The 20,588-nt window shown below is 66.7% G+C and carries 18 protein-coding genes; 12 read left to right on the forward strand and 6 right to left on the reverse strand.

The features are described from left to right. The first annotated feature begins 246 nt into the window (after positions 1 to 246). The 5 genes from RT655_RS09940 (at position 247) to RT655_RS09960 (ending at position 5,451) form a co-directional block, all read left to right on the forward strand. Positions 247 to 1,737 (forward strand): hypothetical protein, encoded by a 1,491-nt coding sequence (locus RT655_RS09940; protein WP_313536465.1) that lies wholly within the window; start codon positions 247 to 249, stop codon positions 1,735 to 1,737. Between the two features lie 61 nt (positions 1,738 to 1,798). Continuing rightward, on the forward strand, positions 1,799 to 2,623 hold the full coding sequence (locus tag RT655_RS09945) for a glutaminyl-peptide cyclotransferase (protein ID WP_313536466.1): 825 nt from the start codon (positions 1,799 to 1,801) through the stop codon (positions 2,621 to 2,623). 70 nt (positions 2,624 to 2,693) lie between these two features. Next, positions 2,694 to 4,112, forward strand: a complete 1,419-nt coding sequence (locus RT655_RS09950; protein ID WP_313536467.1) for an amino acid permease — start codon at positions 2,694 to 2,696, stop codon at positions 4,110 to 4,112. Next, on the forward strand, positions 4,109 to 4,975 hold the full coding sequence (locus RT655_RS09955; RefSeq protein WP_313536468.1) for an S-methyl-5'-thioadenosine phosphorylase: 867 nt from the start codon (positions 4,109 to 4,111) through the stop codon (positions 4,973 to 4,975). The genes RT655_RS09950 and RT655_RS09955 overlap by 4 nt, the downstream gene beginning before the upstream one ends. Further along, positions 4,975 to 5,451: an FKBP-type peptidyl-prolyl cis-trans isomerase gene (locus tag RT655_RS09960; protein WP_313536469.1), complete on the forward strand. Its 477-nt coding sequence runs from the start codon at positions 4,975 to 4,977 to the stop codon at positions 5,449 to 5,451. Before RT655_RS09955 ends, RT655_RS09960 begins: the two co-directional genes overlap by 1 nt. Positions 5,452 to 5,491: 40 nt before the next feature. On the opposite strand, the gene RT655_RS09965 is transcribed toward RT655_RS09960, so the two are convergent. From RT655_RS09965 to RT655_RS09980, 4 genes are all read right to left on the reverse strand, one after another. Beyond that, on the reverse strand, positions 5,492 to 6,658 hold the full coding sequence (locus tag RT655_RS09965) for an NF038122 family metalloprotease (protein WP_313536470.1): 1,167 nt from the start codon (positions 6,656 to 6,658) through the stop codon (positions 5,492 to 5,494). 208 nt (positions 6,659 to 6,866) lie between these two features. Then, positions 6,867 to 8,051, reverse strand: coding sequence for an NF038122 family metalloprotease (locus RT655_RS09970; RefSeq protein WP_313536471.1), 1,185 nt, complete (start codon positions 8,049 to 8,051; stop codon positions 6,867 to 6,869). Positions 8,052 to 8,318: 267 nt separating this feature from the next. Next, complete coding sequence (gene acnA / locus RT655_RS09975; protein WP_313536472.1) at positions 8,319 to 10,994, reverse strand: aconitate hydratase AcnA; 2,676 nt, start codon at positions 10,992 to 10,994, stop codon at positions 8,319 to 8,321. A gap of 319 nt (positions 10,995 to 11,313) precedes the next feature. Next, the gene (locus tag RT655_RS09980) at positions 11,314 to 11,694 is read right to left on the reverse strand and encodes a hypothetical protein (protein WP_313536473.1); all 381 of its coding nucleotides are present in this window, start codon (positions 11,692 to 11,694) and stop codon (positions 11,314 to 11,316) included. A gap of 121 nt (positions 11,695 to 11,815) precedes the next feature. Here RT655_RS09980 and RT655_RS09985 point away from each other — a divergent pair, with 121 nt between their 5' ends. From RT655_RS09985 to RT655_RS09995, 3 genes are read left to right on the forward strand one after another with little or no spacing between them, the layout of a single operon-like run. Next, on the forward strand, positions 11,816 to 11,956 hold the full coding sequence (locus tag RT655_RS09985; RefSeq protein WP_313536474.1) for a hypothetical protein: 141 nt from the start codon (positions 11,816 to 11,818) through the stop codon (positions 11,954 to 11,956). A gap of 50 nt (positions 11,957 to 12,006) precedes the next feature. After that, the gene (locus RT655_RS09990) at positions 12,007 to 12,771 is read left to right on the forward strand and encodes a tryptophan 2,3-dioxygenase (protein WP_313536475.1); all 765 of its coding nucleotides are present in this window, start codon (positions 12,007 to 12,009) and stop codon (positions 12,769 to 12,771) included. Beyond that, entirely contained in the window at positions 12,768 to 13,892 is a 1,125-nt protein-coding gene (locus RT655_RS09995) for an aminotransferase class V-fold PLP-dependent enzyme (protein ID WP_313536476.1), read from the forward strand. The genes RT655_RS09990 and RT655_RS09995 overlap by 4 nt, the downstream gene beginning before the upstream one ends. On the opposite strand, the gene RT655_RS10000 is transcribed toward RT655_RS09995, so the two are convergent. Next, on the reverse strand, positions 13,893 to 14,327 hold the full coding sequence (locus RT655_RS10000; protein ID WP_313536477.1) for a CoA-binding protein: 435 nt from the start codon (positions 14,325 to 14,327) through the stop codon (positions 13,893 to 13,895). It lies immediately after the preceding gene. Between the two features lie 3 nt (positions 14,328 to 14,330). Further along, positions 14,331 to 15,287 carry a P-loop NTPase gene (locus RT655_RS10005; protein WP_313536478.1) on the reverse strand — a complete coding sequence of 319 codons (957 nt, stop codon included), beginning with the start codon at positions 15,285 to 15,287 and terminating at the stop codon, positions 14,331 to 14,333. A gap of 71 nt (positions 15,288 to 15,358) precedes the next feature. Here RT655_RS10005 and RT655_RS10010 point away from each other — a divergent pair, with 71 nt between their 5' ends. The 4 genes from RT655_RS10010 to RT655_RS10025 all read left to right on the forward strand — a co-directional run bounded on the left by RT655_RS10010 (position 15,359) and on the right by RT655_RS10025 (position 20,567). Beyond that, on the forward strand, positions 15,359 to 16,441 hold the full coding sequence (locus RT655_RS10010) for a protease modulator HflK (RefSeq protein ID WP_313536479.1): 1,083 nt from the start codon (positions 15,359 to 15,361) through the stop codon (positions 16,439 to 16,441). Further along, entirely contained in the window at positions 16,441 to 17,289 is an 849-nt protein-coding gene (locus RT655_RS10015) for a protease modulator HflC (RefSeq protein WP_313536480.1), read from the forward strand. Before RT655_RS10010 ends, RT655_RS10015 begins: the two co-directional genes overlap by 1 nt. A gap of 96 nt (positions 17,290 to 17,385) precedes the next feature. Continuing rightward, positions 17,386 to 18,903 (forward strand): Do family serine endopeptidase, encoded by a 1,518-nt coding sequence (locus RT655_RS10020; protein WP_313536481.1) that lies wholly within the window; start codon positions 17,386 to 17,388, stop codon positions 18,901 to 18,903. Between the two features lie 65 nt (positions 18,904 to 18,968). Continuing rightward, entirely contained in the window at positions 18,969 to 20,567 is a 1,599-nt protein-coding gene (locus RT655_RS10025; protein ID WP_313536482.1) for a helicase HerA-like domain-containing protein, read from the forward strand. Positions 20,568 to 20,588: the final 21 nt, after the last annotated feature.

The following is a 20,588-nucleotide window of genomic DNA, read 5'->3' on the forward strand; positions in this document are numbered from 1 at the left end:
GCGCAGGGGACCGCTTCCAGAAACCGCGGCCGCATGCGTGCGGCCGGCTGGTTCCTGGCTTGGCCAGCTCCTCCCACCCGATCGAGAGACGACGCCTTCCCGACCGATCCGCACTGGCCTCGCGATAAAAATTTACCGCCGGCCGCGCTGCACCGTTGCGACGATATGACTCCGGGATTCCGCACCAATCGTCGCAGAAATTTCGCGCATGACGGCGGCGCCCGGGCCGACTAATTGGTCGCCCCCGTGGAGCATTGGACCCCCGTTCGCGCCGCCCGTCCGGTACGCAGCTTGCCGCGCACCGCGCTGGCGCTGGCATTCTTCGCGTGCGTTGCGGTGGCGCTGCGGCTGCACGATTTCGGCAACCCGGTGATCCATGTCGACGAGCAATATTATCTACTGGTCGGCGACCGCATGCTGCACGGCGCGCTGCCCTATGTCGATTTCTGGGACCGCAAGCCGCTCGGGCTGTTCCTGCTGTTCGCGGGGATGCGGCTGCTGCCGGGCGACGGCATCCTTGCCTATCAGCTGACCGCGACGCTGTTCGCCGCACTGACCGCCGGGCTGATCGCGCTGTCGGCGCAGGAGCTCGGCGCACGGCGGCTGGGTGCCGCGGCGGCGGGTTGCGCCTATCTGCTGTGGCTTGGCTATCTCAGCGGACGCGGCGGCCAGTCGCCGGTGTTCTACAACCTGTTCATGGCGGCGGCCGGCTGGCTGACGCTGCGGCTGCCCGCCCTCGCGACGGCGCGCGACCGGCGCCAAATCGTCCTGCAGGGTGCCGTCGCCTGCCTGCTCGCAGGGCTCGCAATCCAGACCAAATACACGCCGGTCGTGGAAGGCGCATTCTTCGGGCTGGCGCACCTCTGGTACCTGCACCGCGCGGGCGCGAAGCTGCCGCTACTTTTCGGTGCGGGTGCGTTATGGGCATTGCTCGGTCTCGCGCCGACGCTTGGCGTGATCGCCTGGTACCGTGCCCAAGGCCCCGCTGCGTTCTCGAGCTTCTGGTTCTCCAATTTCGCATCGGTGGCACTGCGGCGCAGCTATCCCGCCGCCAAGATCGTCGATCGGCTCGCGGGCACGACCGCGCAGCTCTCACCGTTTCTCGTCTGTGCGGTGCTGAGCTGGCGCTGGCAGCCGAAGGCGCGTCGCGCGGAGTTGCTGGCCGCCCTTGGCTGGCTCGCCGCGGCGCTGATCGGCTTCGCGATGATCGGGGCGTTCTTCGATCACTATGCCCTGCCGCTGCTGGTGCCCTTCGCGATCGTCGCCGCCCCCGCGCTCGGGCGCTCCCGGATCGTACTCGGAGCAAGCGCCCTCGCCGCAACGATCCTGTTCGTCGTCCACTGGCAGATCGAGCCCGACGATCGCGCCACCGCCCGCGCCGCGGCGCGGATCGTCGCCGCGCATGCCGGTGAGGGCTGCCCCTATGTCTTCGCCGGCGATTCGGTGCTGTACCTGCTCGGCCATGCCTGCGTGCCGACGGCCTATGCCTTTCCCTCCACCCTCGCCTATGAAGCCGAGCAGGGCGCGACGGGGATCGACGAGGCGGCCGAGGTGCGCCGCATCATGGCCCAGCGTCCGCCGGTGGTCGTGACGATGGACCCGCCGCTCGCGCCGTGGAACCGGCAAAGCCTCGCGGTGATGACACCGCTGCTCGTCCGCGACTATCGGTTGGACCTCCGCGCGCCCCGCGAGGAGAGCCATCTCCTCGTCTACGTCCGCCGCGATCTGGCGCGCTAGGGGTTTACACGGCGGCCCGGCTTCGGCTTGGGTGGGCGCACGTAGAAGCGAAGAGGTTCCGATGAAGCGCATCCTGTTGGTGGTCTTGGCCGCGATCGTGCTGGTCGGAGGCGCCGCCTTCGCCTTCACCCGGATCAAGCCGAGCGGCATTCCCGTGGTCCGCGCCGTCGCCGTCGCGACGCTACCGCACGACAGCAGCGCCTTCACCGAAGGTCTCTTCTTCGAGAAGGGCGCGATGTACGAGAGCACGGGGCAGATCGGCGAATCGGTGATCCGCAAGCTCGATCCCGCCACCGGCAAGGTGCAGCAGGAAACCTCGCTTCCCGCCCCCTATTTCGGCGAGGGCATCGTCGCCTGGGGCGACAAGCTCTTCCAGCTCACCTGGCAGGACAAGACCGGCTTCATCTACGGCCTCGACAAGTTCGAGCCGCGCGGCACCTTCTCCTACACCGGCGAAGGCTGGAGCCTGACCCGCAACGACAAGGGCATCATCATGAGCGACGGCACCCCGGTGCTGCGCTTCCTCGATCCCAACACGATGCAGGTCACCTCGACGCTGCGGGTGACCGCCAATGGCTGCCCGCTCGCCAATCTCAACGAGCTCGAATGGGTCGACGGGCAGATCTATGCGAATATCTGGCAGACCAACCTAATCGCCAAGATCGATCCCGCCAGCGGCAAGGTCACCGGCTTTCTTGACGTGAGCGACCTGGGCCCCAAGGACCGCGGCACCGACAATGTGGCGAACGGCGTCGCCTATGACGCGGCGACCAAGCGGCTGTTCGTCACCGGCAAGCGCTGGCCGCAGCTGTACCAAGTGAAGGAAGGCGATGCGGTCGCCAAGTCGTCCGAGGCAGCGAAGCTGACGAGCTGCAGCCAGCAGTAAGCGCGCCACGGGCTTGCCCCCTCCCCCGACCCCGCTATCACCGGCGGGCCAAAAATAACGGGGAGGATCCATGGCCAGTCTGTTTCGTCTGAAACCCATCATCGCGGCGGAGGACCAGCCGCACGGGCACCAGCTCGCGCGCACCCTGAGCTGGTATCACCTGGTGGCGCTGGGGGTCGGCGCGATCGTTGGCACGGGGATCCTCACCCTGATCGGCGTCGGCGCGGACCGGGCAGGGCCCGCCGTGATCCTGTCCTTCGTCGTCGCCGGCGCGATCTGCGCCTGTGCGGCGCTCGCCTATGCCGAGCTGGCGACGAGCATCCCCACTTCGGGCAGCGCCTATACCTACAGTTATGTCGCGCTGGGCGAGATCGTCGCGTGGGTGGTGGGCTGGAGCCTGCTCGCCGAATATACGCTGGTCGTCGCCACCGTCGCGGTCGGCTGGTCGGGCTATGCGACGCCGTTCCTGCTTGGCATGGGCGTGCCGCCCGAGCTCACCCACGGCCCGCAAATGGTCGCCGGACAGGTGGCGCATTGGGGCGTCAACGTGCCGGCGCTCTTCGTCGTCTGGCTGGTCGCCGGGCTGCTGATCCTCGGCACCCGTGAAAGCGCGACATTCAACGCCATCCTGGTGGTGGTGAAGCTGATCGCGCTCGCCGTCTTTGTCGCGGTCGCACTGCCCTATTTCGATTCCGCCAATTTCGAGCCGTTCGCGCCGTTCGGCTTCGCCAAACATGCCAGCGGCGGGATGGAGCGCGGGATGATGGCCGCCGCCGCGATCATCTTCTTCGCCTTCTACGGCTTCGACGCGATCTCCACCGCCGCCGAAGAGGCCAAGAATCCCGGCCGCGATCTCGCCATCGGAATCGTCGGGTCGATGGTGGCATGCGTCGCCATCTATATGATCGTGGCGCTCACCGCGGTCGGCGCGCTCCACTATACCCGCTTCGCCGACAGTCCCGAGCCGTTGGCGCTGATCCTGCGCGAGATCGGCCAGCCCGGCGTCGCCAAGTTCCTGGCGCTGAGCGCGATCGTCGCGCTGCCCACCGTCATCCTAGGCTTCCTGTTTGGCCAGAGCCGGATCTTCTTCGTGATGGCGCGCGACGGGCTGTTGCCCAAGCGCCTCGCCAAGGTATCGCGGCGCGGGTCGCCGGTGCGTATCACGCTGTTCACCGCCGCGATCGTCAGCGTGTTCGCCGCTTTCCTGCCGATCGACGAGATCGCCGCACTCGCCAATGCGGGCACGCTCACCGCCTTCGCCGCGGTCGGCCTGTGCCTGCTGGTGCTGCGCCGCCGCGCGCCCGAACTCGTCCGCCCGTTCCGCACCCCCGCCGCCTGGGTCGTCGGCCTCGGCGCGATTTTCGGCTGCCTCTATTTATTCCTCAGTCTGCCGACCAAGACGCAGCTCTGGTTCGGCTGCTGGAACCTCTTGGGTCTCGTCGTCTATTTCGCCTATGCCCGCCGCAACGCAGCAAAGGGTGACGCATGAGCGGTTGGACGATCGGAATCATCGGCGGTTCGGGCCTCTACGATGTCGAGGACATCGAAGGCGGCGAATGGGTGGAGGTGGCGAGCCCCTGGGGCACGCCGTCGGACGCCTGCTTCGTCGGCCATGTCGGGCATGTGAAGGTGGTGTTCCTGCCGCGCCACGGCCGCGGCCACCGCATCAGCCCCTCGGACCTCAATGTCCGCGCCAATATCGACGCGCTTAAGCGGCTCGGCGTGACGGACGTGCTCGCCGTCTCGTCGGTCGGCTCGCTCGCCGAGGAGCGCGTGCCAGGCACCTTCACCATCGCCGATCAGTTCATCGATCGGACCAAGGGTCGCACGTCCAGCTTCTTCGGCACCGGGATGGTCGCGCATGTCTCGATGGCCGATCCAGTCTGCCCGCGCCTCTCCGCATTGGCGGCCGAGGCGGCGCAGGCATCGGGGGCGACCACGCATGTCGGCGGCACCTATCTGGCGATGGAGGGCCCGCAATTCTCGACGCGCGCCGAGAGCAACCTGTATCGCAGCTGGGGCTGCGACATCATCGGCATGACCGCGATGCCCGAGGCCAAGCTCGCCCGCGAGGCGGAGCTTCCGTACGCGCTGGTCGGCATGGTCACCGACTATGACTGCTGGCGCGAAGGCGAGGAAGCGGTGGACGTGGCGCAGGTGATCGCCCAGCTCTCGAACAATGCGGAGAAGGCCCGGAAGATGGTGATGCACCTGCTGCGCAATTTGCCTGAGGAGCGCACGCCTTCGCCGATCGACACCTGCCTCGACATGGCGCTGATCACGGCTCCCTCTGCCCGCGATCCGAAGCTGCTGGCGAAGCTCGACGCCGTTGCCGGCCGGGCGCTCGGCTGATGGCGCGCGGGTTGCTCATAGTCGCGGCATTGCTCGCCGCCACCCCCGCCCTCGCGCAGGAAGCCCCGGTCGATCGATCGCAGGACATGCGCTGGCAAAGCGCGCAATCGCTGGCGCTGGCCAGTCGCGGTTCGGCGCAGGGCTGGCGCGTGCTCGACGGCGGTTTGCGCTGGCGGCGGATCAAGGGCGACGGCTCGGGACCCCATCCCGCCGTTACCGACACGGTTTCGCTTCATTATGCCGGCAGCTTCGTAGACGGCACCGAGTTCGACAGCTCGTACGGCGGCCCGCCTGCGCGCTTCCCGCTCGATCGGCTGATCCGCGCGTGGCAGATCGCGGTACCGCTGATGGGCGTAGGCGACACGATCGAAATCGCGGTGCCCGCCGAGCTGGGCTATGGCTTCGGCGGCAAGGGGCCGATCCCCGGCGGCGCCACGTTGCTGTTCAAGATCGAACTGCTCGGCATCGGCGGCTGATCGGCGAGGGGCTGCGGGACTTTGGGCCGGGTCTCGCAGCTCAACCGAAGCGGACGAGCGCCCGCCTCCGCCGATAGCGTGCCGCCGCGCCCACCCAGCCAATCCCCGCGATCAGCATCGCCCAGGCGGCCGGTTCCGGCACGATCGCAAAGGAACGATGGGCGTTGAAGGGGTAATAGCGCTGATAGATCTGCGCCGTGGAGACGGCATAGCCTGGGTTCGCCAACACGTTGACGTTGAGGTTCCAGCCGATCGCGTCGAACACCGCCAGATCGGCAGCGGTGACGACGTCGTTCACGCCATCACACGAATAGGGGTTCATCATGCCGATGAAGCCGGTGCAGTTGCCTACGATCTTCCAGTGCGAGGCCTCCCAGCCGTCACCGTAATTTTCACCCGTCGAGAAATAGGCATTGCCGCCGAACGCCGTGGCGCCGCCATCGGTCGAAAAATAGGCGGGCGCGCCGAACCGCCAGTCAAGCTGGCCCGGCGCCGAATAGCGGAACAGGTCCATGCCATAGGCAACCGGAATGTCGTCGATATGCTCGACCGGCCCAACGACGTTATCGAACGTATCCACGCCGCTGGTGAAGCCCAGCGCATGGCCCATCTCGTGGATCGCGGTGCCGATAAAATCATAGCTGCCGACGGCGATCCCGTCGGATGGATTGAAGTCGAACGCATAGTCGCTCGAGAAGATGATCTCCGCGTCAAGACCGGTCACGTTGTTCACCAGCGCCTTCAGATTGGCGCCGGTCAGCGCGACGGTGCTGCCGATGATGCTGCCATTGGGCGCGATGCGGCCGCCCGAGGTGCCGACACCGTTCTTGTGCACCGGATCGTCATAGGCCGGGATCAGAACCGAGGGGGTACCCGCGCTGCTGAGCGGCTGGAAGTGGCTCGCTGCCTGCACGTCGAGCGCGCTGTTCCCGGTGACCGCCAGCGCGTTCTGGTAGCTGGCGATGCTGATGCCGTCATAGTAGCGGAAGCCGGTCGTCCCCAGATCGCCCGGATCGAGCGCCTGGAAGCCGACATTGATCTGGATCGTGGCGTTGTTGGTGAGGACCGATTCCCAATAATGCGCCGCGATCTTCAGCGCGACGTCGGCAGGAGAGCCCGCGACACCGCCGATGTCGTGCAGCACGATATGCGTCTGCGCCGCAGCCGGGTCCGCGAGTACAACCAGTGCTGCCGCGATGCTCGTCAAATATAATGCGCGATACGTTCCCATAGCCGTACTCCCGGTCGAGGCGAACGACCGGCGCGATGCGCCGCTTCGCACCGTTCTGCTATCGCCACCGATCGCAGGCTGGAAAGCAAAGCTAGGTGCAAAACGGAGGTGAATGCAGCAGGCGCCACGCAAAACGGCCCCGCTTCCGGAGAAGCGAGGCCGTCAAGCCTGCCGTCAGCAGGGATCAGGCGAAGCGGACCTGCCGCGAGCGATTGCGATAGCGCATCGCGCCGCCGATCGCGCCGAAGCCGAGGATCAGCATCGTCCAGCTTTCCGGCTCCGGCACCGCACCGCCAGCGGCGATCCAGGCCTTCGCCACGTCGTTGGTCGTGAACTTGTAGCCGCCATTGGCCAGCACATCGACGTTCACGTTCCAGCCGATCGCGTCCATCAACGCGAGGTCGGCGGACGTCATCTGGTCCATCTGTCCACCGCAGGTGTACGGGTTCATCACCCCGACATAGTTGCTGCAGGTGTTGTTCGCCTTCCAGTGCGAAGCCTGCCAGCCATCGCCATTATTCTCGCCAGTCGAGAAATAGTCCTTGCCCTGGAAGACGGTCGCGCCGCCATCGATCGAGAAATAGGACGGCTGGTTGAACGCCCAGTTCAGCTGCCCTTCGCCGCTGTAGCGGAACATGTCGAGCGCATAGGCCCACCAATAATTGTCGGTCTTGAACCCGGTCCCGACCGAATAGTCGAAATCGTCGGCGCCGCTGAGGAAGCCCAGCGCATGGCCCATCTCGTGGATGGCGACGCCGATGAAGTCGGCCGTCCCGGCCTTGATGCCGTCCGTGGGGTTGAAGTCGAAGGCAAAGTCGCTGGAGAAGCGGATCGTCGCATCGACACTGGCGGCCGCCGCGCCCAGCGCCTGCGCATTGGCGGTGCTGAGCGCCATGGAGTTGCTGATCGCCTTGCCGTCGGGCGTGAGGCGCAAGCCGGTGGCGGCGACGCCGTCCAGCGTGGCGGGCCGGGCATAGTCGGGCACGATCGCCGACACGCTGCCGGTGCCGCTCAGCGGCGCCAGATGCGAGAGCACACTCGCGTCGAGTGCGCTGGTGCCGGTGGCGGCCAGCGCGCCATAATAGCTGCTCGTCGAAACGTTGGTGAGCAGATTGCTGTTGGTGCCGCCGAGGATGTTGCCGCCGAGATGGGCGAAGCCGACGTCGAAATGCAGCGTCACATTGTTGGTGAGAACGCTTTCCCAGTAGCTCGCAGCAATTTTGAATCCGAGTTCCGCCGGCGAGCCCGTGACGCCGCCAATGTCGTTGAGCACGATCTTGGTCTGGGCAGCGGCAGGCGCAGCCGCAGTAATCGCGAGGCCGAAAGCTGCCGCAGTCGCCAGCAGGCCCTTAATCTTCGTCGTCTTCATCCGAACCCCCATTTTGGTCGATGACTTCGATCGCACCGAATCCCGGTTTACCGATCGTTAACCAAGGTGCTGGAGCCGACGGCATGGGGTCAAGCAAGAAATGTTACAATTTTTTGTTTTGATGAAACCTTGTGTTGCGGGATCATCACATATATTCACGTTCGTGAATACTTAGCCGGTTGTAGAATTGCTGCCCGGCACATCGCGGGCACAAAAAACCGGCGTCCTCCGCGGGGAGGACGCCGGCCTTTTGCTTGCAGTGATGGGTCAGGCTGCGAGCTTGCGCAGCACGTAGTGCAGGATGCCGCCGTTGAGGAAATATTCCAGCTCGTTGACGGTATCGATGCGGCAGCGGGTGAGGAAGGTTTCCGACGAACCGTCGGGACGCGTCAGCTTCACTTCCACCTCCTGGCGCGGGCGGAGACCCGCGACGCCGGTGATGGTGAAGGTTTCCGAGCCGTCCAGCTTCAGCGTCTCGCGGGTCACGCCGTCGGCGAACTGCAGCGGCAGCACGCCCATGCCGACCAGGTTCGAGCGGTGGATACGCTCGAAGCTCTCGGTGATCACCGCGCGGACGCCGAGCAGGTTGGTGCCCTTCGCTGCCCAGTCGCGCGACGAGCCGGTGCCATATTCCTTACCTGCAACGATAACCAGCGCGGTGCCGTCCGCCTTGTGGCGCATCGCCGCGTCGTAGATCGGCATCACCTCTCCGGAGTACTTGGTCATGCCGCCTTCGACGCCCGGCACCATCTCGTTCTTGATGCGGATGTTGGCGAAGGTGCCGCGGACCATGACTTCATCGTTGCCGCGGCGCGCGCCGTAGCTGTTGAAGTCCTTCTTGGCGACCTGGTGCGACTGGAGGAACGCACCGGCGGGCGAATCCGCCTTGATGCTGCCGGCGGGCGAGATGTGATCGGTGGTGATCGAATCGCCCAGGATCGCCAGCGGCTTGGCGTCGACGATGTCCTGCACCGGCGCCGGGGTCATCGACATGCCGTCGAAGTAGGGCGGGTTGTGGATGTAGGTCGAGCTGGTCGGCCAGGCATAGGTGTCCGACACGGTCACCGAGATGCCCTGCCAGTGGCTGTCGCCCAGATAGACGTTGCCGTAGCGCGAACGGAACATCTCGTCGTCGATGTTCGCCGAGATCAGACCCTGGATTTCCTCGTTCGAGGGCCAGATGTCCTTGAGGAACACGGGGTTGCCGTCCGAACCGGTGCCGATCGGCGTCTCGTACATGTCCTCGGTCACCGTGCCCTTCAGCGCATAGGCGACGACCAGCGGCGGCGAGGCGAGGAAGTTGGCGCGGACGTCCGGCGAAACGCGGCCCTCGAAGTTGCGGTTGCCCGACAGCACCGAGGCGGCGACGATGTCGTTGCCGTTGATCGCAGCCGAGATCGGCTCGGCGAGCGGACCTGAATTGCCGATGCAGGTGGTGCAGCCATAGCCGACCAGGTTGAAGCCGATCGCATCGAGATCCTCGGTGAGACCGGCCTTGTTCAGGTAATCGGTCACGACCTGCGAGCCCGGAGCGAGCGAGGTCTTCACCCACGGCTTGCGGGTCAGGCCCTTTTCGCGCGCCTTGCGGGCGACGAGGCCGGCGGCGATCAGCACCGACGGGTTCGAGGTGTTGGTGCAGCTGGTGATCGCGGCGATCACTACGTCGCCGTCGCCGATGTCATGGTCGCGCCCCTCGACGCCCACGCGCGCGGGCTGCTCCTTCTTGTACACCTTGGTCAGGTCGCCGTTGAACACTTCGTCGACGCTGTCGAGGCTGACGCGGTCCTGCGGGCGCTTCGGGCCGGCGAGCGACGGACGCACCGTCGACATGTCGAGCTCGAGCGTGTCGGTGAAGATGGGCTCCACCGCATCCGCGCCGTGCCACATGCCCTGCGCCTTGGCATAGGCTTCGACCAGCGCGACATTCTCTTCGCTGCGGCCAGTGAGGCGCATATAGTCGAGCGTCTTGTCGTCGATCGGGAAGAAGCCACAGGTCGCGCCATATTCCGGCGCCATGTTGGCGATGGTCGCACGATCGGCGAGCGTCATCGCGTGCAGGCCGGGGCCGTAGAACTCGACGAAGCGGCCGACGACGCCCTTGGCGCGCAGCATCTGGGTGACGGTGAGCACCAGGTCGGTCGCGGTGATGCCCTCGGCCAGCTTGCCGGTGAGCTTGAAGCCGACGACTTCGGGGATCAGCATCGACACGGGCTGGCCGAGCATCGCGGCTTCCGCCTCGATGCCGCCCACGCCCCAGCCGAGCACGCCCAGGCCGTTGACCATCGTGGTGTGGCTGTCGGTGCCGACCAGCGTGTCCGGATAGGCGATCGTCGCGCCGTCCGGCGCCTGCGACGACCAGATCGACTGGGCGATATATTCCAGGTTCACCTGGTGGCAGATGCCGGTGCCCGGCGGGACCACCGAGAAGTTGTTGAGCGCCTTGGAGCCCCATTTGAGGAACTCGTAGCGCTCGGCATTGCGCTCATATTCGAGCTTGACGTTGTCGTCGAACGCCTGGGGCGTGCCGAACTCGTCGACCATCACCGAGTGGTCGATCACGAGGTGCACCGGCACCAGCGGGTTGATCTTGGCCGCGTCGCCGCCGAGCTTAGTGATCGCGTCGCGCATTGCCGCCAGGTCGACCACGCAGGGCACGCCGGTGAAATCCTGCATCAGCACGCGCGCGGGGCGATACTGGATCTCACGGCTCGGGGCCTTGGGGTTCTGCTGCCAGTCGACGATCGCCTGGGCGTCCTCCGGCGTGACGGTCACGCCGTCGTCGAAGCGAAGCATGTTTTCCAGCAGCACCTTCATCGAGAAAGGCAGGCGGCTGATGTCGCCGAGCTTCGCCGCCGCCTTGGGGAGCGAGTAGAAGCTGTAGGTCTTGCCGGAGACGGTGAGCGAGTCACGCGTGCCGAGCGTATCGTTGCCGATGGCGGTCATGAGGCGCGGGGTCCTTTCCCTGATCTGGTCCGCCGGGCGCTCGGTGGACGCAGCCCATTATAGGCCGCGCGGGCGCACCGTCGGGGTGCTGCGAATGCGAAGATTCGCGAGGGGCCTTAGCGCGGTGCGGCGGGGAGGGAAAGGGGACGTTGGTAGGGGTATGGGCGGTGGTAGCGGTAACGATCCCCAACCAGCGACGCAGAGGGGTCCTGCCCGCTCACGCCCATCATCGGCCATCGAAGGTAGCGCGCCACACGCCGTCGCCCCACTCACCTGCCCTATGATCATCTCTTGCCTTGAGATGGGTATTTGGTGTTGCTCAGAACTTTCGGGTGGGGAACCCAGTGAATGGCGCACGCTCGCAAGAGCCGGTATCCATACGCACGTAGTTGATCTCGCTGCCGCGCACCCGCAAGATGTACGAGCCGCTCTCGCGGTTCACCATGTGCCACGTTTCTAAGCCCGCCTCCTCCTTCAAATCGAAGACGATGCCAGTCTCGGTAAAGGATTTGATGGGCCTCGTCGCTGTACACTCGTCATCGCACCAGCGCATGCGCTCCAGATCAACGCGAATCTCTCGTTTAAATGGGCTCTTCGCCTCGAACGTCTTAAAGTCGTCTATTCTGCCGCTGACTGAGTTCCCCGTGCATACCAGATTGAACGCCGCAACAGCCTGCAGCCAGATCAGCGACAAGCCCATTTCCATCTTCCCACGTTGCCGACAATCTGTCTGATAAATATCAGGTGATTGACGTTGTCAAAACCAATTCTTTGATGAGCTTGGTGAATGGCTACGAGTTTATCCCGATTTCAAACCGGCGGTGATCGACCTGCTCAATCAGGCTGAGCTCATGCAACTCGAAATCCGCCCGTCGGCGAAAAATGAAACATTGTCAGGTTGCCACCAATATCGGTCGGTTCAGACGCCGCGGAAAGAGCTCAGCGTGGTCGCCACATGCTGACGACACCCTCCCCCATTGCCGTTTCCCGCCCCGCTGCTAGCGTCGCGGCCATGACCGAAGGCATGACCTATGGGCGCTATCTCGCCCTCGACCAGCTGCTCGCCGCCCAGCATCCGCTGTCGGACCGGCATGACGAGCTGCTGTTCATCATCATCCACCAGACCAAGGAGCTGTGGCTCAAGCAGATCCTCGCCGAGTTGCACCTCGCCAAGGGGCTGGTGCGCGACGGCAAGCTGATCGAGGCGTATAAGGGCCTGGCGCGGGTGAGCCGCATCCAGGCGGTGATGACGCTGAGCTGGGACGTGCTCGCGACGATGACGCCCAGCGACTATACCCGCTTCCGCTCGGTGCTCGGCGGCAGCTCGGGCTTCCAGTCGGACCAGTTCCGCGCGGTCGAGACGATGCTGGGCCTGCGCGGGGGCGGGGTGCCGGGGCCGCTGACCGACGAAGCCGCCGCGCTGCCGAGCCTGTGGGACGATGCCAATGCCGCGCTCGCCGCCGCCGGCTTCGCGCTGCCCGATGCCGCGCTGCATCGCGACTGGCCGACGCCCTACCAGCCGAACGACGACGTCCGCGCCGCCTGGGGCCAGGTCTATCGCGACACCAATCGCTACTGGGACCTGTACCAGCTCGCCGAGAAGCTGGTCGACATCGACGACGCCATGGCGACCTGGCGGCACAAGCATGTCCTCACCGTCAGCCGGGTGATCGGCGGCAAGATGGGGACCGGCGGCACGCCGGGGGTGAGCTATCTGGAGTCGACGCTCGCCAAGCGCGCCTTCCCCGAGCTCTGGTCGCTGCGGACCGACCTGTGAGCAGCTTCAAGCACCTGTTCCAGCGCGCGCTGGCCGCCGCCCCCGACCGGCTGCACTTCGCCGCGCACAGCCATCACCTCTGGCCGGACGCCTCCTGGCTCGGCCAGCAGGCGGCGTGGGACGATGCCGCCCGGCTCGCCGACCGCAAATGGGGCCGGGTGATGGACGAGATCTGGCCCGCCGCGCAGGCCCATGTCGCCGCCGAGCTGCACCTGCCCGATCCGTCGACGGTGGTGTTCGCGTCGAACACCCACGAGCTGCTACTGCGGATCGTCTCGGCGATGGCCCCGCGCCGGCCGCTGCGCATCCTCGCCACCGACGGCGAGTTCCACAGCTTCCGCCGCCAGTCGCTACGCTGGGAAGAGGCGGGCACGGCGGTGGTTACGCGGGTACCGATGGGCGAGATCGTCGCCACCGCACAGAGCGGCGGCTTCGACCTGATCGTCGCCAGCCATGTCCAGTTCGGCACCGGCCATATCTTCGACGGCATCGCCGACCTCGCGGCGCTGGCGCGGCCGGAGGGGCCGTGGGTGCTGGTCGACGGCTATCACGGCTTTATGGCGGTGGAGACCGACCTGTCGGCGGTGGCGGACCGGGTGTTCTACGTCGCGGGCGGCTACAAGTACGCGATGGCGGGCGAAGGCGTCGGCTTCCTCCACGCGCCGCCGGGCTTCGGGCCGCGGCCGGAGATCACCGGCTGGTATGCCGAGTTTGAGGACCTCGCGCTGCCGCCGGGGCGAATCGGCTATGCGCCCGACGCCCGACGCTTCCTCGGCGCGACCTTCGATCCGTCGGGGCTCTACCGCTTCGTCGCGGTGCGCGAGATGCTGGCGCGCGAGGGGCTGACCACGGCGGCGATCAACGCCCATGTCGCGCCGCTACGCGCTCAACTGCTGGCGGACTTCCCGCTCGACGCCGAGCGGATCAACCCCGCCGCGCCCGATGCCACTCAGGCCCGCTTCGTGGCGCTGCGGAGCGCCCATGCGGCGAACTGGCAGAAGGCGCTGCTGGAGGACGAGATCGTCACCGACGTGCGCGGCGACGTGCTGCGGATCGGTCTGGGTCTCTACCAGGATGCCCGCGACGTGGCGCGGCTGCGCGAGGCGCTCGCCGCGCTCTGATCAGGCAGCGGCGAGCGGGGCAAGGCCGAGGCGGCGGATCTCGATCGCGGGGCAGCGGTCCATCACCACCTTGAGCCCGGCAGCCTCGGCGCGCGCCGCGGCTTCATGGTCGATCACGTCGAGCTGCATCCACACCGACTTGGCGCCGGCGGCGATCGCCGCGTCGACGATCTCGCCGGCATGTTCGGACTTGCGGAAGATGTCGACCATGTCGATCGGCACGCCGATCTGGCTCAGTTCGCGAAAGACGAACTCGCCATGGATATGCTCGCCGGTAATCTGCGGATTGACCGGGATCACACGATAGCCGTGGCGCTGCAGCAGCACCATCACGCCATTGCTGGGTCTATTCGGACGATCGGACGCGCCGACCATCGCGATGGTGCGCGTTTCCTCGAGCAGGGTGCGGATGTCTTCGTCACGCGTCAGCGGCATGCATCACCTCTTTAGCCATTCATAGACCGAATCGGCGAGCGTTACAAAGGATCCGGAAGACTCCGTATCGCCAGCGGCAGGCGGGGTGCCTGCATCCGAAGCAGCGCGGATTTCCATCGCCAGCGGAATGCGGGCGAGGAACGGGATACCGAGCGCGCCCGCTGCCTTCTCCGCCCCGCCGCTGCCGAACGGATCGGAGACGCCGCCGCAATGCGGGCAGCAATAGCCCGCCATGTTCTCGACCAGCCCGACGATCGGCACCCCGGCCTTGTTGAACAGGTCGATCGCGCGGGTGGCGTCGATCAGCGCGAGGTCCTGCGGGGTGGAAACGATCACCGCCCCCGCCGGCTTGTGCTTCTGGATCATCGTCAGTTGCACGTCGCCGGTGCCGGGCGGCAGGTCGAGCACGAGCAGCTCGGTATCGCCCCAGTCGGCGTCGACCATCTGGCCGAGCGCCCCGCCCGCCATCGGCCCGCGCCAGGCGATCGCCTGCCCCTCGGCGACGAGCCCGCCCATCGACAGCATCTTGAGCCCGAACGGGGTTTCGATCGGCAGCAATACTTTGTCACGCGCCTGTGGCTTCACGCCCTCGACGCCCAGCAACTTGGGCTGCGAGGGGCCGTAGATATCGGCATCGACCAGCCCGACCTTGAGCCCGCGCCGCGCCAGCGCAATCGCGAGATTGGCGGCGACGGTCGACTTGCCCACCCCGCCCTTGCCGCTGGCGACAGCGAGGATGCGGCGCGTGCGGCGCTCGCTGGTGAGGAGAATGCGCACCTCGGCGACCCCCGGCAAGGCCGCGGCGGCGCTTCGCACTTCGGCTTCGAGCGCGTCGCGCGTCTCGGGCGCAAGGCCGGTCACGTCGAGCACGACATTGGCGCGGCCGCCTTCCAGCCGCACCGTGGCGCGGCCGGCGGAAACGGGGGCGAGGGCGGCGGAAAGGTCCTGCGGGTCAGTCATGCCGCGGCACATAGGTACACAATCGTCCGACGCCACTGTAAATCCGCGTCGCCCTGCTTATAAAGGTCGGCATGGTGAATAGTTCTGGCCGTGACGCGCTGTCCGGCACCTTCCACAACGAGCCGCCGAAAAGCCCCTGGGGCGGCGGCCCGGACAAGGATGACGGCAATGGCGGGGGCCCACGCAACCCGTGGTCCGTCCCGCCCGAGGGCCGTCGCGGCAAGCCCGGCTCGCCCAGCGCGCTCGACGAGCTGTGGCGGCGGGCACGCAGCGGCGGCGGTGGCGGCGGCCTGCCCGGCGTGCCCACCGGGGCGCGGCTCTGGCTGCTGATCCTCGCCGGCCTGCTGGCGGTGTGGGTGCTCTACACCTCGATCCATCCGATCGGACCGCGCGAGAAGGGCGTGGTCACCTTCCTCGGCCGCTATTCGGGCACGCTCGATCCCGGCATCCAGTTCACTCTGCCCGCCCCCTTCCAGCTGGTCGACGTCGTCGATGTCGGCAACATCCGCACCGAGAATTTCCCGAACAGCGGCGAGAACCTGATGCTGACCGGCGATCAGAACATCGTCGACCTCGCTTATTCGGTCCGCTGGGATGTGCGCAGTGCCTCCGCCTATGTGTTCCAGATCGCCGATCCGCGCGACACGGTGCGCGCGACCGCGGAAAGCGCGATGCGCGCGGTGATTTCCAACACCACGCTCAACGAGGCGATCGGCGAGGGCCGCTCGAAGATCGAGGCCGAGGCCCAGGTCGCGATGCAGAAGATCCTCGACGAATATGGCGCGGGCATCCGCATCCAAGGTGTCGCGATCCAGAAGGCCGCCGCGCCCGCGCAGGTCGACGACGACTTCAAGGCCGTCACCGCCGCGCAGCAGGAAGCCGAATCGAACCGCAACAACGCCAATGCCTATGCGCAGCGCGTGATCGCCGCGTCGCAGGGCGAAGCCGCCGAGTTCGACAAGATCTACGAACAGTACAAGCTGGCGCCCGAAGTGACCAAGCGCCGGCTCTATTACGAGACCATGGAGGCCGTGCTGGCCAACACCAACAAGACGATCGTCGAGGCACCAGGCGTGAACAGCTATCTGCCGCTGCCGGCACTCCGCCGGGGCAATGCGCCCGCCGATGCGCAGAATTCGGGAGGCGCCAAGTGATGGCCTGGGCCCGCAATCCGATCGCGCTCGTCGTCGCAGTGATCGTCGTGCTGATCGTGCTGATGAGCACCGTCGCGATCGTGCCGGAGACCAAGCAGGTCGTCGTGCTGCGGCTGGAGAAGCCGTACCGCACGGTCAACGCCTACAAGGATGGTGAGGGCTTCGGCCGCACCAATGCCGGGCCGGTGTTCCGCATCCCGTTCGTCGACCGACTGGTGTGGGTCGACAAGCGGATTCTCGACGTCGACCTGCCCGACGAACCCGTGCTGTCGACCGACCAGCTCCGGCTCGAGATCGACGCCTATGCCCGCTACCGCGTCACCGATCCGCTGCGGATGGTGGTGACGGTGGGGACCGAGGACCGCCTGCGCGAGCAGCTCCAGCCGCTGCTGCGCTCGTCGCTACGCAACGAACTGGGCAAGCGCCGCTCGAGCACGCTGCTCAGCCCCGAGCGCGGCCAGGTGATGGACAATGTCCAGGATTCACTGCAGCGGCTCGCCAGCCAGTACGGCGTGCAGATCGTCGACGTCCGGATCAAGCAGACCGAGCTGCCCTCTGGCTCGCCGCTGACCAGCGCGCTCACCCGCATGGCCACCGCGCGCCGCCAGGAGGCGGAGACGATCAAGGCGCAGGGCCTCAAGGACGCGCAGATCATCCGCGCCAATGCGCAGGCACAGGCTGCGCAGATCTACGCGGCGGCGTTCAACAAGGATCCGAAATTCTACGACTTCTACCGCGCGATGCAGTCGTACCGGACCACCTTCCTGAGCCCCGATGCCAAGGGCGAGAGCCAGATCATCCTGTCGCCGAACAACGAATATCTGCGCGAGTTCACCGGGCAACGATGAGTCTGTCCGCTCGTTCATATTCAAATCAGGTTCAGCCGCGCTGGGTAGAAGCGCGGATCGAGACGAACACCATTCCTTTCGAGAGGAAATGACCCCGTGCGTTACGCCTACGCCTTGACTACCGCGATCCTGCTGGGTGGCGCCGCCACCGCACTGTCGCTCAACCAGCCGGCCGGCGCGCAGACCGCGCAGAACGAGCCCGGCACCATCCAGGCGATGGCCCCCAAGGCCGGCGCGCCGATGAGCTTCGCCGATCTCGTTGCCCGCCTCCAGCCCGCGGTCGTCAACATCTCGACCACGCAGCGCGTGAAGGTGAACGCTAATCCGTTCGCCGGCACGCCGTTCGAGATGTTCGGCCAGGGCCAGGGCCAGGCGGTGACCCGCGAGGCGCAGTCGCTGGGCTCGGGCTTCGTCATTTCGGCGGACGGCTATGTCGTCACCAACAACCACGTCATCTCGGCCGGTGCGCAGGGCGCGGTGGTCGAGTCGATCACCGTCACGCTGGCCGACGGTCGCGACTTCAAGGCCAAGCTGATCGGCCATGACGCGCAGTCGGACCTCGCGGTGCTCAAGATCGACGGTACCGCGCTGCCCTTCGTCAAGTTCGGCGATTCGGCGCGCGCCCGCGTCGGCGACTGGATCCTGGCGATCGGCAATCCGTTCGGCCTGGGCGGCACCGTCACCGCCGGCATCATCTCGGCGACGCACCGCGTGACCGGCGCTGGCGCCTATGACCGCTTCATCCAGACCGATGCCTCGATCAATCGCGGCAATTCGGGCGGCCCGATGTTCGACCTCAACGGCAACGTGATCGGCATCAACTCGCAGATCCTGTCGCCCACCGGCGGCAATGTCGGCATCGGCTTCGCGATCCCGGCGGAGGAAGCCAAGCCGATCATCGACAAGCTGATGAAGGGCCAGACGATCACCCGCGGCTATCTCGGCATCGCGATGCAGGACCTGACCAAGGACCTCGCGGCCGGCTTCGGCTTGCCCTCGGACCGCGGCACGCTGGTCGCGCGCGTCGAACCGGGCCAGCCCGCGGAGAAGGCGGGGATCAAGCAGGGCGACGTGATCGTCAAGGTCAACGGCAAGGACATCACGCCCGACCAGACGCTGTCCTACATCGTCAGCAACGTCACCCCTGGCACCCGCATCCCGGTGGAGCTGCTGCGCGACGGCAAGCGCCAGACGGTGAATGTGACCGTGGGCACGCGCCCCCCCGATGAGCAGCTCGCCCAGTTCGATCCAAACGACCAGGATGGCGCGCAGGGCGATGACGGCGACGACGGCAGCAGCGCCGCCACCGCACCCGCCGCCTTGCTCGGCATCGGCGTCACCCCGCTGACTCCGCAGATCGCGCGTTCGGTCGGGGTCGATCCGTCGATCGGCGGCGTGGTGATCCTGGGCGTCAACCCGAGCAGCGATGCGGCCGGCAAGGGCCTGCAGCGCGGCGACGTGATCGTCTCGATCAACCAGACCCCGGTGCGCACCGCAGCCGACCTGAGCAAGGCCGCTGCTGCCGCCAAGGCCGCGGGCCGCAAGCAGGTCGTCCTCTACGTCCAGCGCAAGAACATCGGCAACTATATCCCGATCGGTCTCGCCGGAAACTGATCGCCCGCAAAAGCGGCTGACCAAGGCCCGTTTCTTCCCTATGCCTGTCCGCGAAGGAGCAGGAAATGGCGGAAGAGACGGGCCTTTTCGTTGGTGCAGCCGGTGACGCGCGGATCGAGCTGAACCTGCGCCGCGCCAATCGCCACGGGCTGATCGCGGGCGCGACCGGTACGGGCAAGACGGTGACCCTGCAGGGCCTCGCCGAGGGCTTCTCCGCCGCCGGGGTCCCGGTGTTCGTCGCCGATGTGAAGGGCGATCTGGGCGGACTCGGCATGGCCGGGTCGCCGCTCGCCAAGGCGCACGCCGCCTTCGCCGCGCGCGCGCAGCAGATTGGCGATAGCGACTGGAAATACCAGGCGATGCCGGTGCAGCTCTGGGACCTGTTCGGGGAGCAGGGCCACCCGATCCGCGCCACCGTCTCGGAGATGGGGCCGCTGCTGCTCGCGCGGCTGATGGACCTCAACGAGGTGCAGGAAGGCGTGCTGACCATCGCCTTCCACGTCGCCGATGCCGAGGGGCTGCTGCTGCTCGACCTCGACGACCTGCAGGCGATGCTCGCCCACTGCGCCGAGCGTGCCGACGAGCTTTCGACGACGTACGGCAATGTCTCGAAGCAGAGTGTCGGCGCCATCCAGCGTCAGCTGCTCCAGCTGCGCTCCCAGGGCGGGAGTCATTTCTTCGGCGAGCCTGCGCTGAGCATGCAGGATTTCCTGGCGCACGACGATAGCGGCCGCGGCGTGATCAACATCCTCGCCGCCGACAAGCTGATGGCGAGCCCGCGGCTCTATGCCAGCTTCCTGCTCTGGCTGCTTTCCGAACTGTTCGAGACGCTTCCCGAGATCGGCGATCCCGACAAACCGGTGCTCGTCTTCTTCTTCGACGAGGCGCATCTGCTGTTCGACGACGCCCCCAAGGCGCTGCTGGAGAAGATCGAGCAGGTGGTGCGGCTGATCCGGTCGAAGGGCGTCGGCGTGTATTTCGTCACCCAGAACCCGATCGACATCCCCGAGGATGTCGCCGCCCAGCTCGGCAATCGCATTCAGCATGCGCTGCGCGCCTTCACCCCGCGCGACCAGAAGGCGATCCGTGCCGCCGCCGAGACCTTCCGGGCAAGCCCCGGGCTCGACGTGGCGACCGCGATCACCGAGCTGGCGGTGGGCGAGGCGCTGGTTTCGCTGCTTCAGGCCGATGGATCGCCGGCACCGGTATCGCGCACGCTGATCCGCCCGCCCGCCTCGCGCGTCGGCCCGCTCGCGGCGGACGAACGCAAGGTCCTGGTCGAAACCGACGCGGTCGGCGCCAAATACGACACTGCGATCGACCGGGAGTCTGCCGAAGAGCTGCTCGCCGCAAAGCGCGCAGAGGCCAGCGCCGCCGCCGCCGAAGCCCAGACCCGAGACGTTGCGGAGAAGGCCGCCGCGGCGCAGGCCAAGGAAGATGCGCGCCGTGCCAAGGAAGAGGAACGCGCCCGCATCGCTGCCGAACGCGAGGCGGCGAACAACCCGGTCAACCGCGCGATCCGCTCTGCCACCCGCTCGGCATCGTCGGCGGCAGGGCGCGCGGTGGCCAACGAGGTGAGCAAGGCGGTGTTCGGCACCAAGGGCGGCGGCGGCATGCTGGGCCAGGTGGTCCGCGGCGTCCTGGGTGGGCTGTTCCGCGGCTGATCGGCGGGAAAAGCCTGTCTT

The organism is Sphingomonas sp. (assembly GCF_032114135.1).
In the GTDB taxonomy this organism is placed as follows: domain Bacteria; phylum Pseudomonadota; class Alphaproteobacteria; order Sphingomonadales; family Sphingomonadaceae; genus Sphingomonas.

Bases quoted from the DNA above. Each gene is read 5' to 3' on its own strand.
- RT655_RS09945 (WP_313536466.1), top strand. From the start codon at position 1,799: ATGAAGCGCATCCTGTTGGTGGTCTTGGCCGCGATCGTGCTGGTCGGA.
- RT655_RS09950 (WP_313536467.1), top strand. From the start codon at position 2,694: ATGGCCAGTCTGTTTCGTCTGAAACCCATCATCGCGGCGGAGGACCAG.
- RT655_RS09955 (WP_313536468.1), top strand. From the start codon at position 4,109: ATGAGCGGTTGGACGATCGGAATCATCGGCGGTTCGGGCCTCTACGAT.
- RT655_RS09960 (WP_313536469.1), top strand. From the start codon at position 4,975: ATGGCGCGCGGGTTGCTCATAGTCGCGGCATTGCTCGCCGCCACCCCC.
- RT655_RS09970 (WP_313536471.1), bottom strand. From the start codon at position 8,051: ATGAAGACGACGAAGATTAAGGGCCTGCTGGCGACTGCGGCAGCTTTC.
- acnA (WP_313536472.1), bottom strand. From the start codon at position 10,994: ATGACCGCCATCGGCAACGATACGCTCGGCACGCGTGACTCGCTCACC.
- RT655_RS09980 (WP_313536473.1), bottom strand. From the start codon at position 11,694: ATGGGCTTGTCGCTGATCTGGCTGCAGGCTGTTGCGGCGTTCAATCTG.
- RT655_RS09990 (WP_313536475.1), top strand. From the start codon at position 12,007: ATGACCGAAGGCATGACCTATGGGCGCTATCTCGCCCTCGACCAGCTG.
- RT655_RS10000 (WP_313536477.1), bottom strand. From the start codon at position 14,327: ATGCCGCTGACGCGTGACGAAGACATCCGCACCCTGCTCGAGGAAACG.
- RT655_RS10005 (WP_313536478.1), bottom strand. From the start codon at position 15,287: ATGACTGACCCGCAGGACCTTTCCGCCGCCCTCGCCCCCGTTTCCGCC.
- RT655_RS10010 (WP_313536479.1), top strand. From the start codon at position 15,359: ATGGTGAATAGTTCTGGCCGTGACGCGCTGTCCGGCACCTTCCACAAC.
- RT655_RS10015 (WP_313536480.1), top strand. From the start codon at position 16,441: ATGGCCTGGGCCCGCAATCCGATCGCGCTCGTCGTCGCAGTGATCGTC.
- RT655_RS10025 (WP_313536482.1), top strand. From the start codon at position 18,969: ATGGCGGAAGAGACGGGCCTTTTCGTTGGTGCAGCCGGTGACGCGCGG.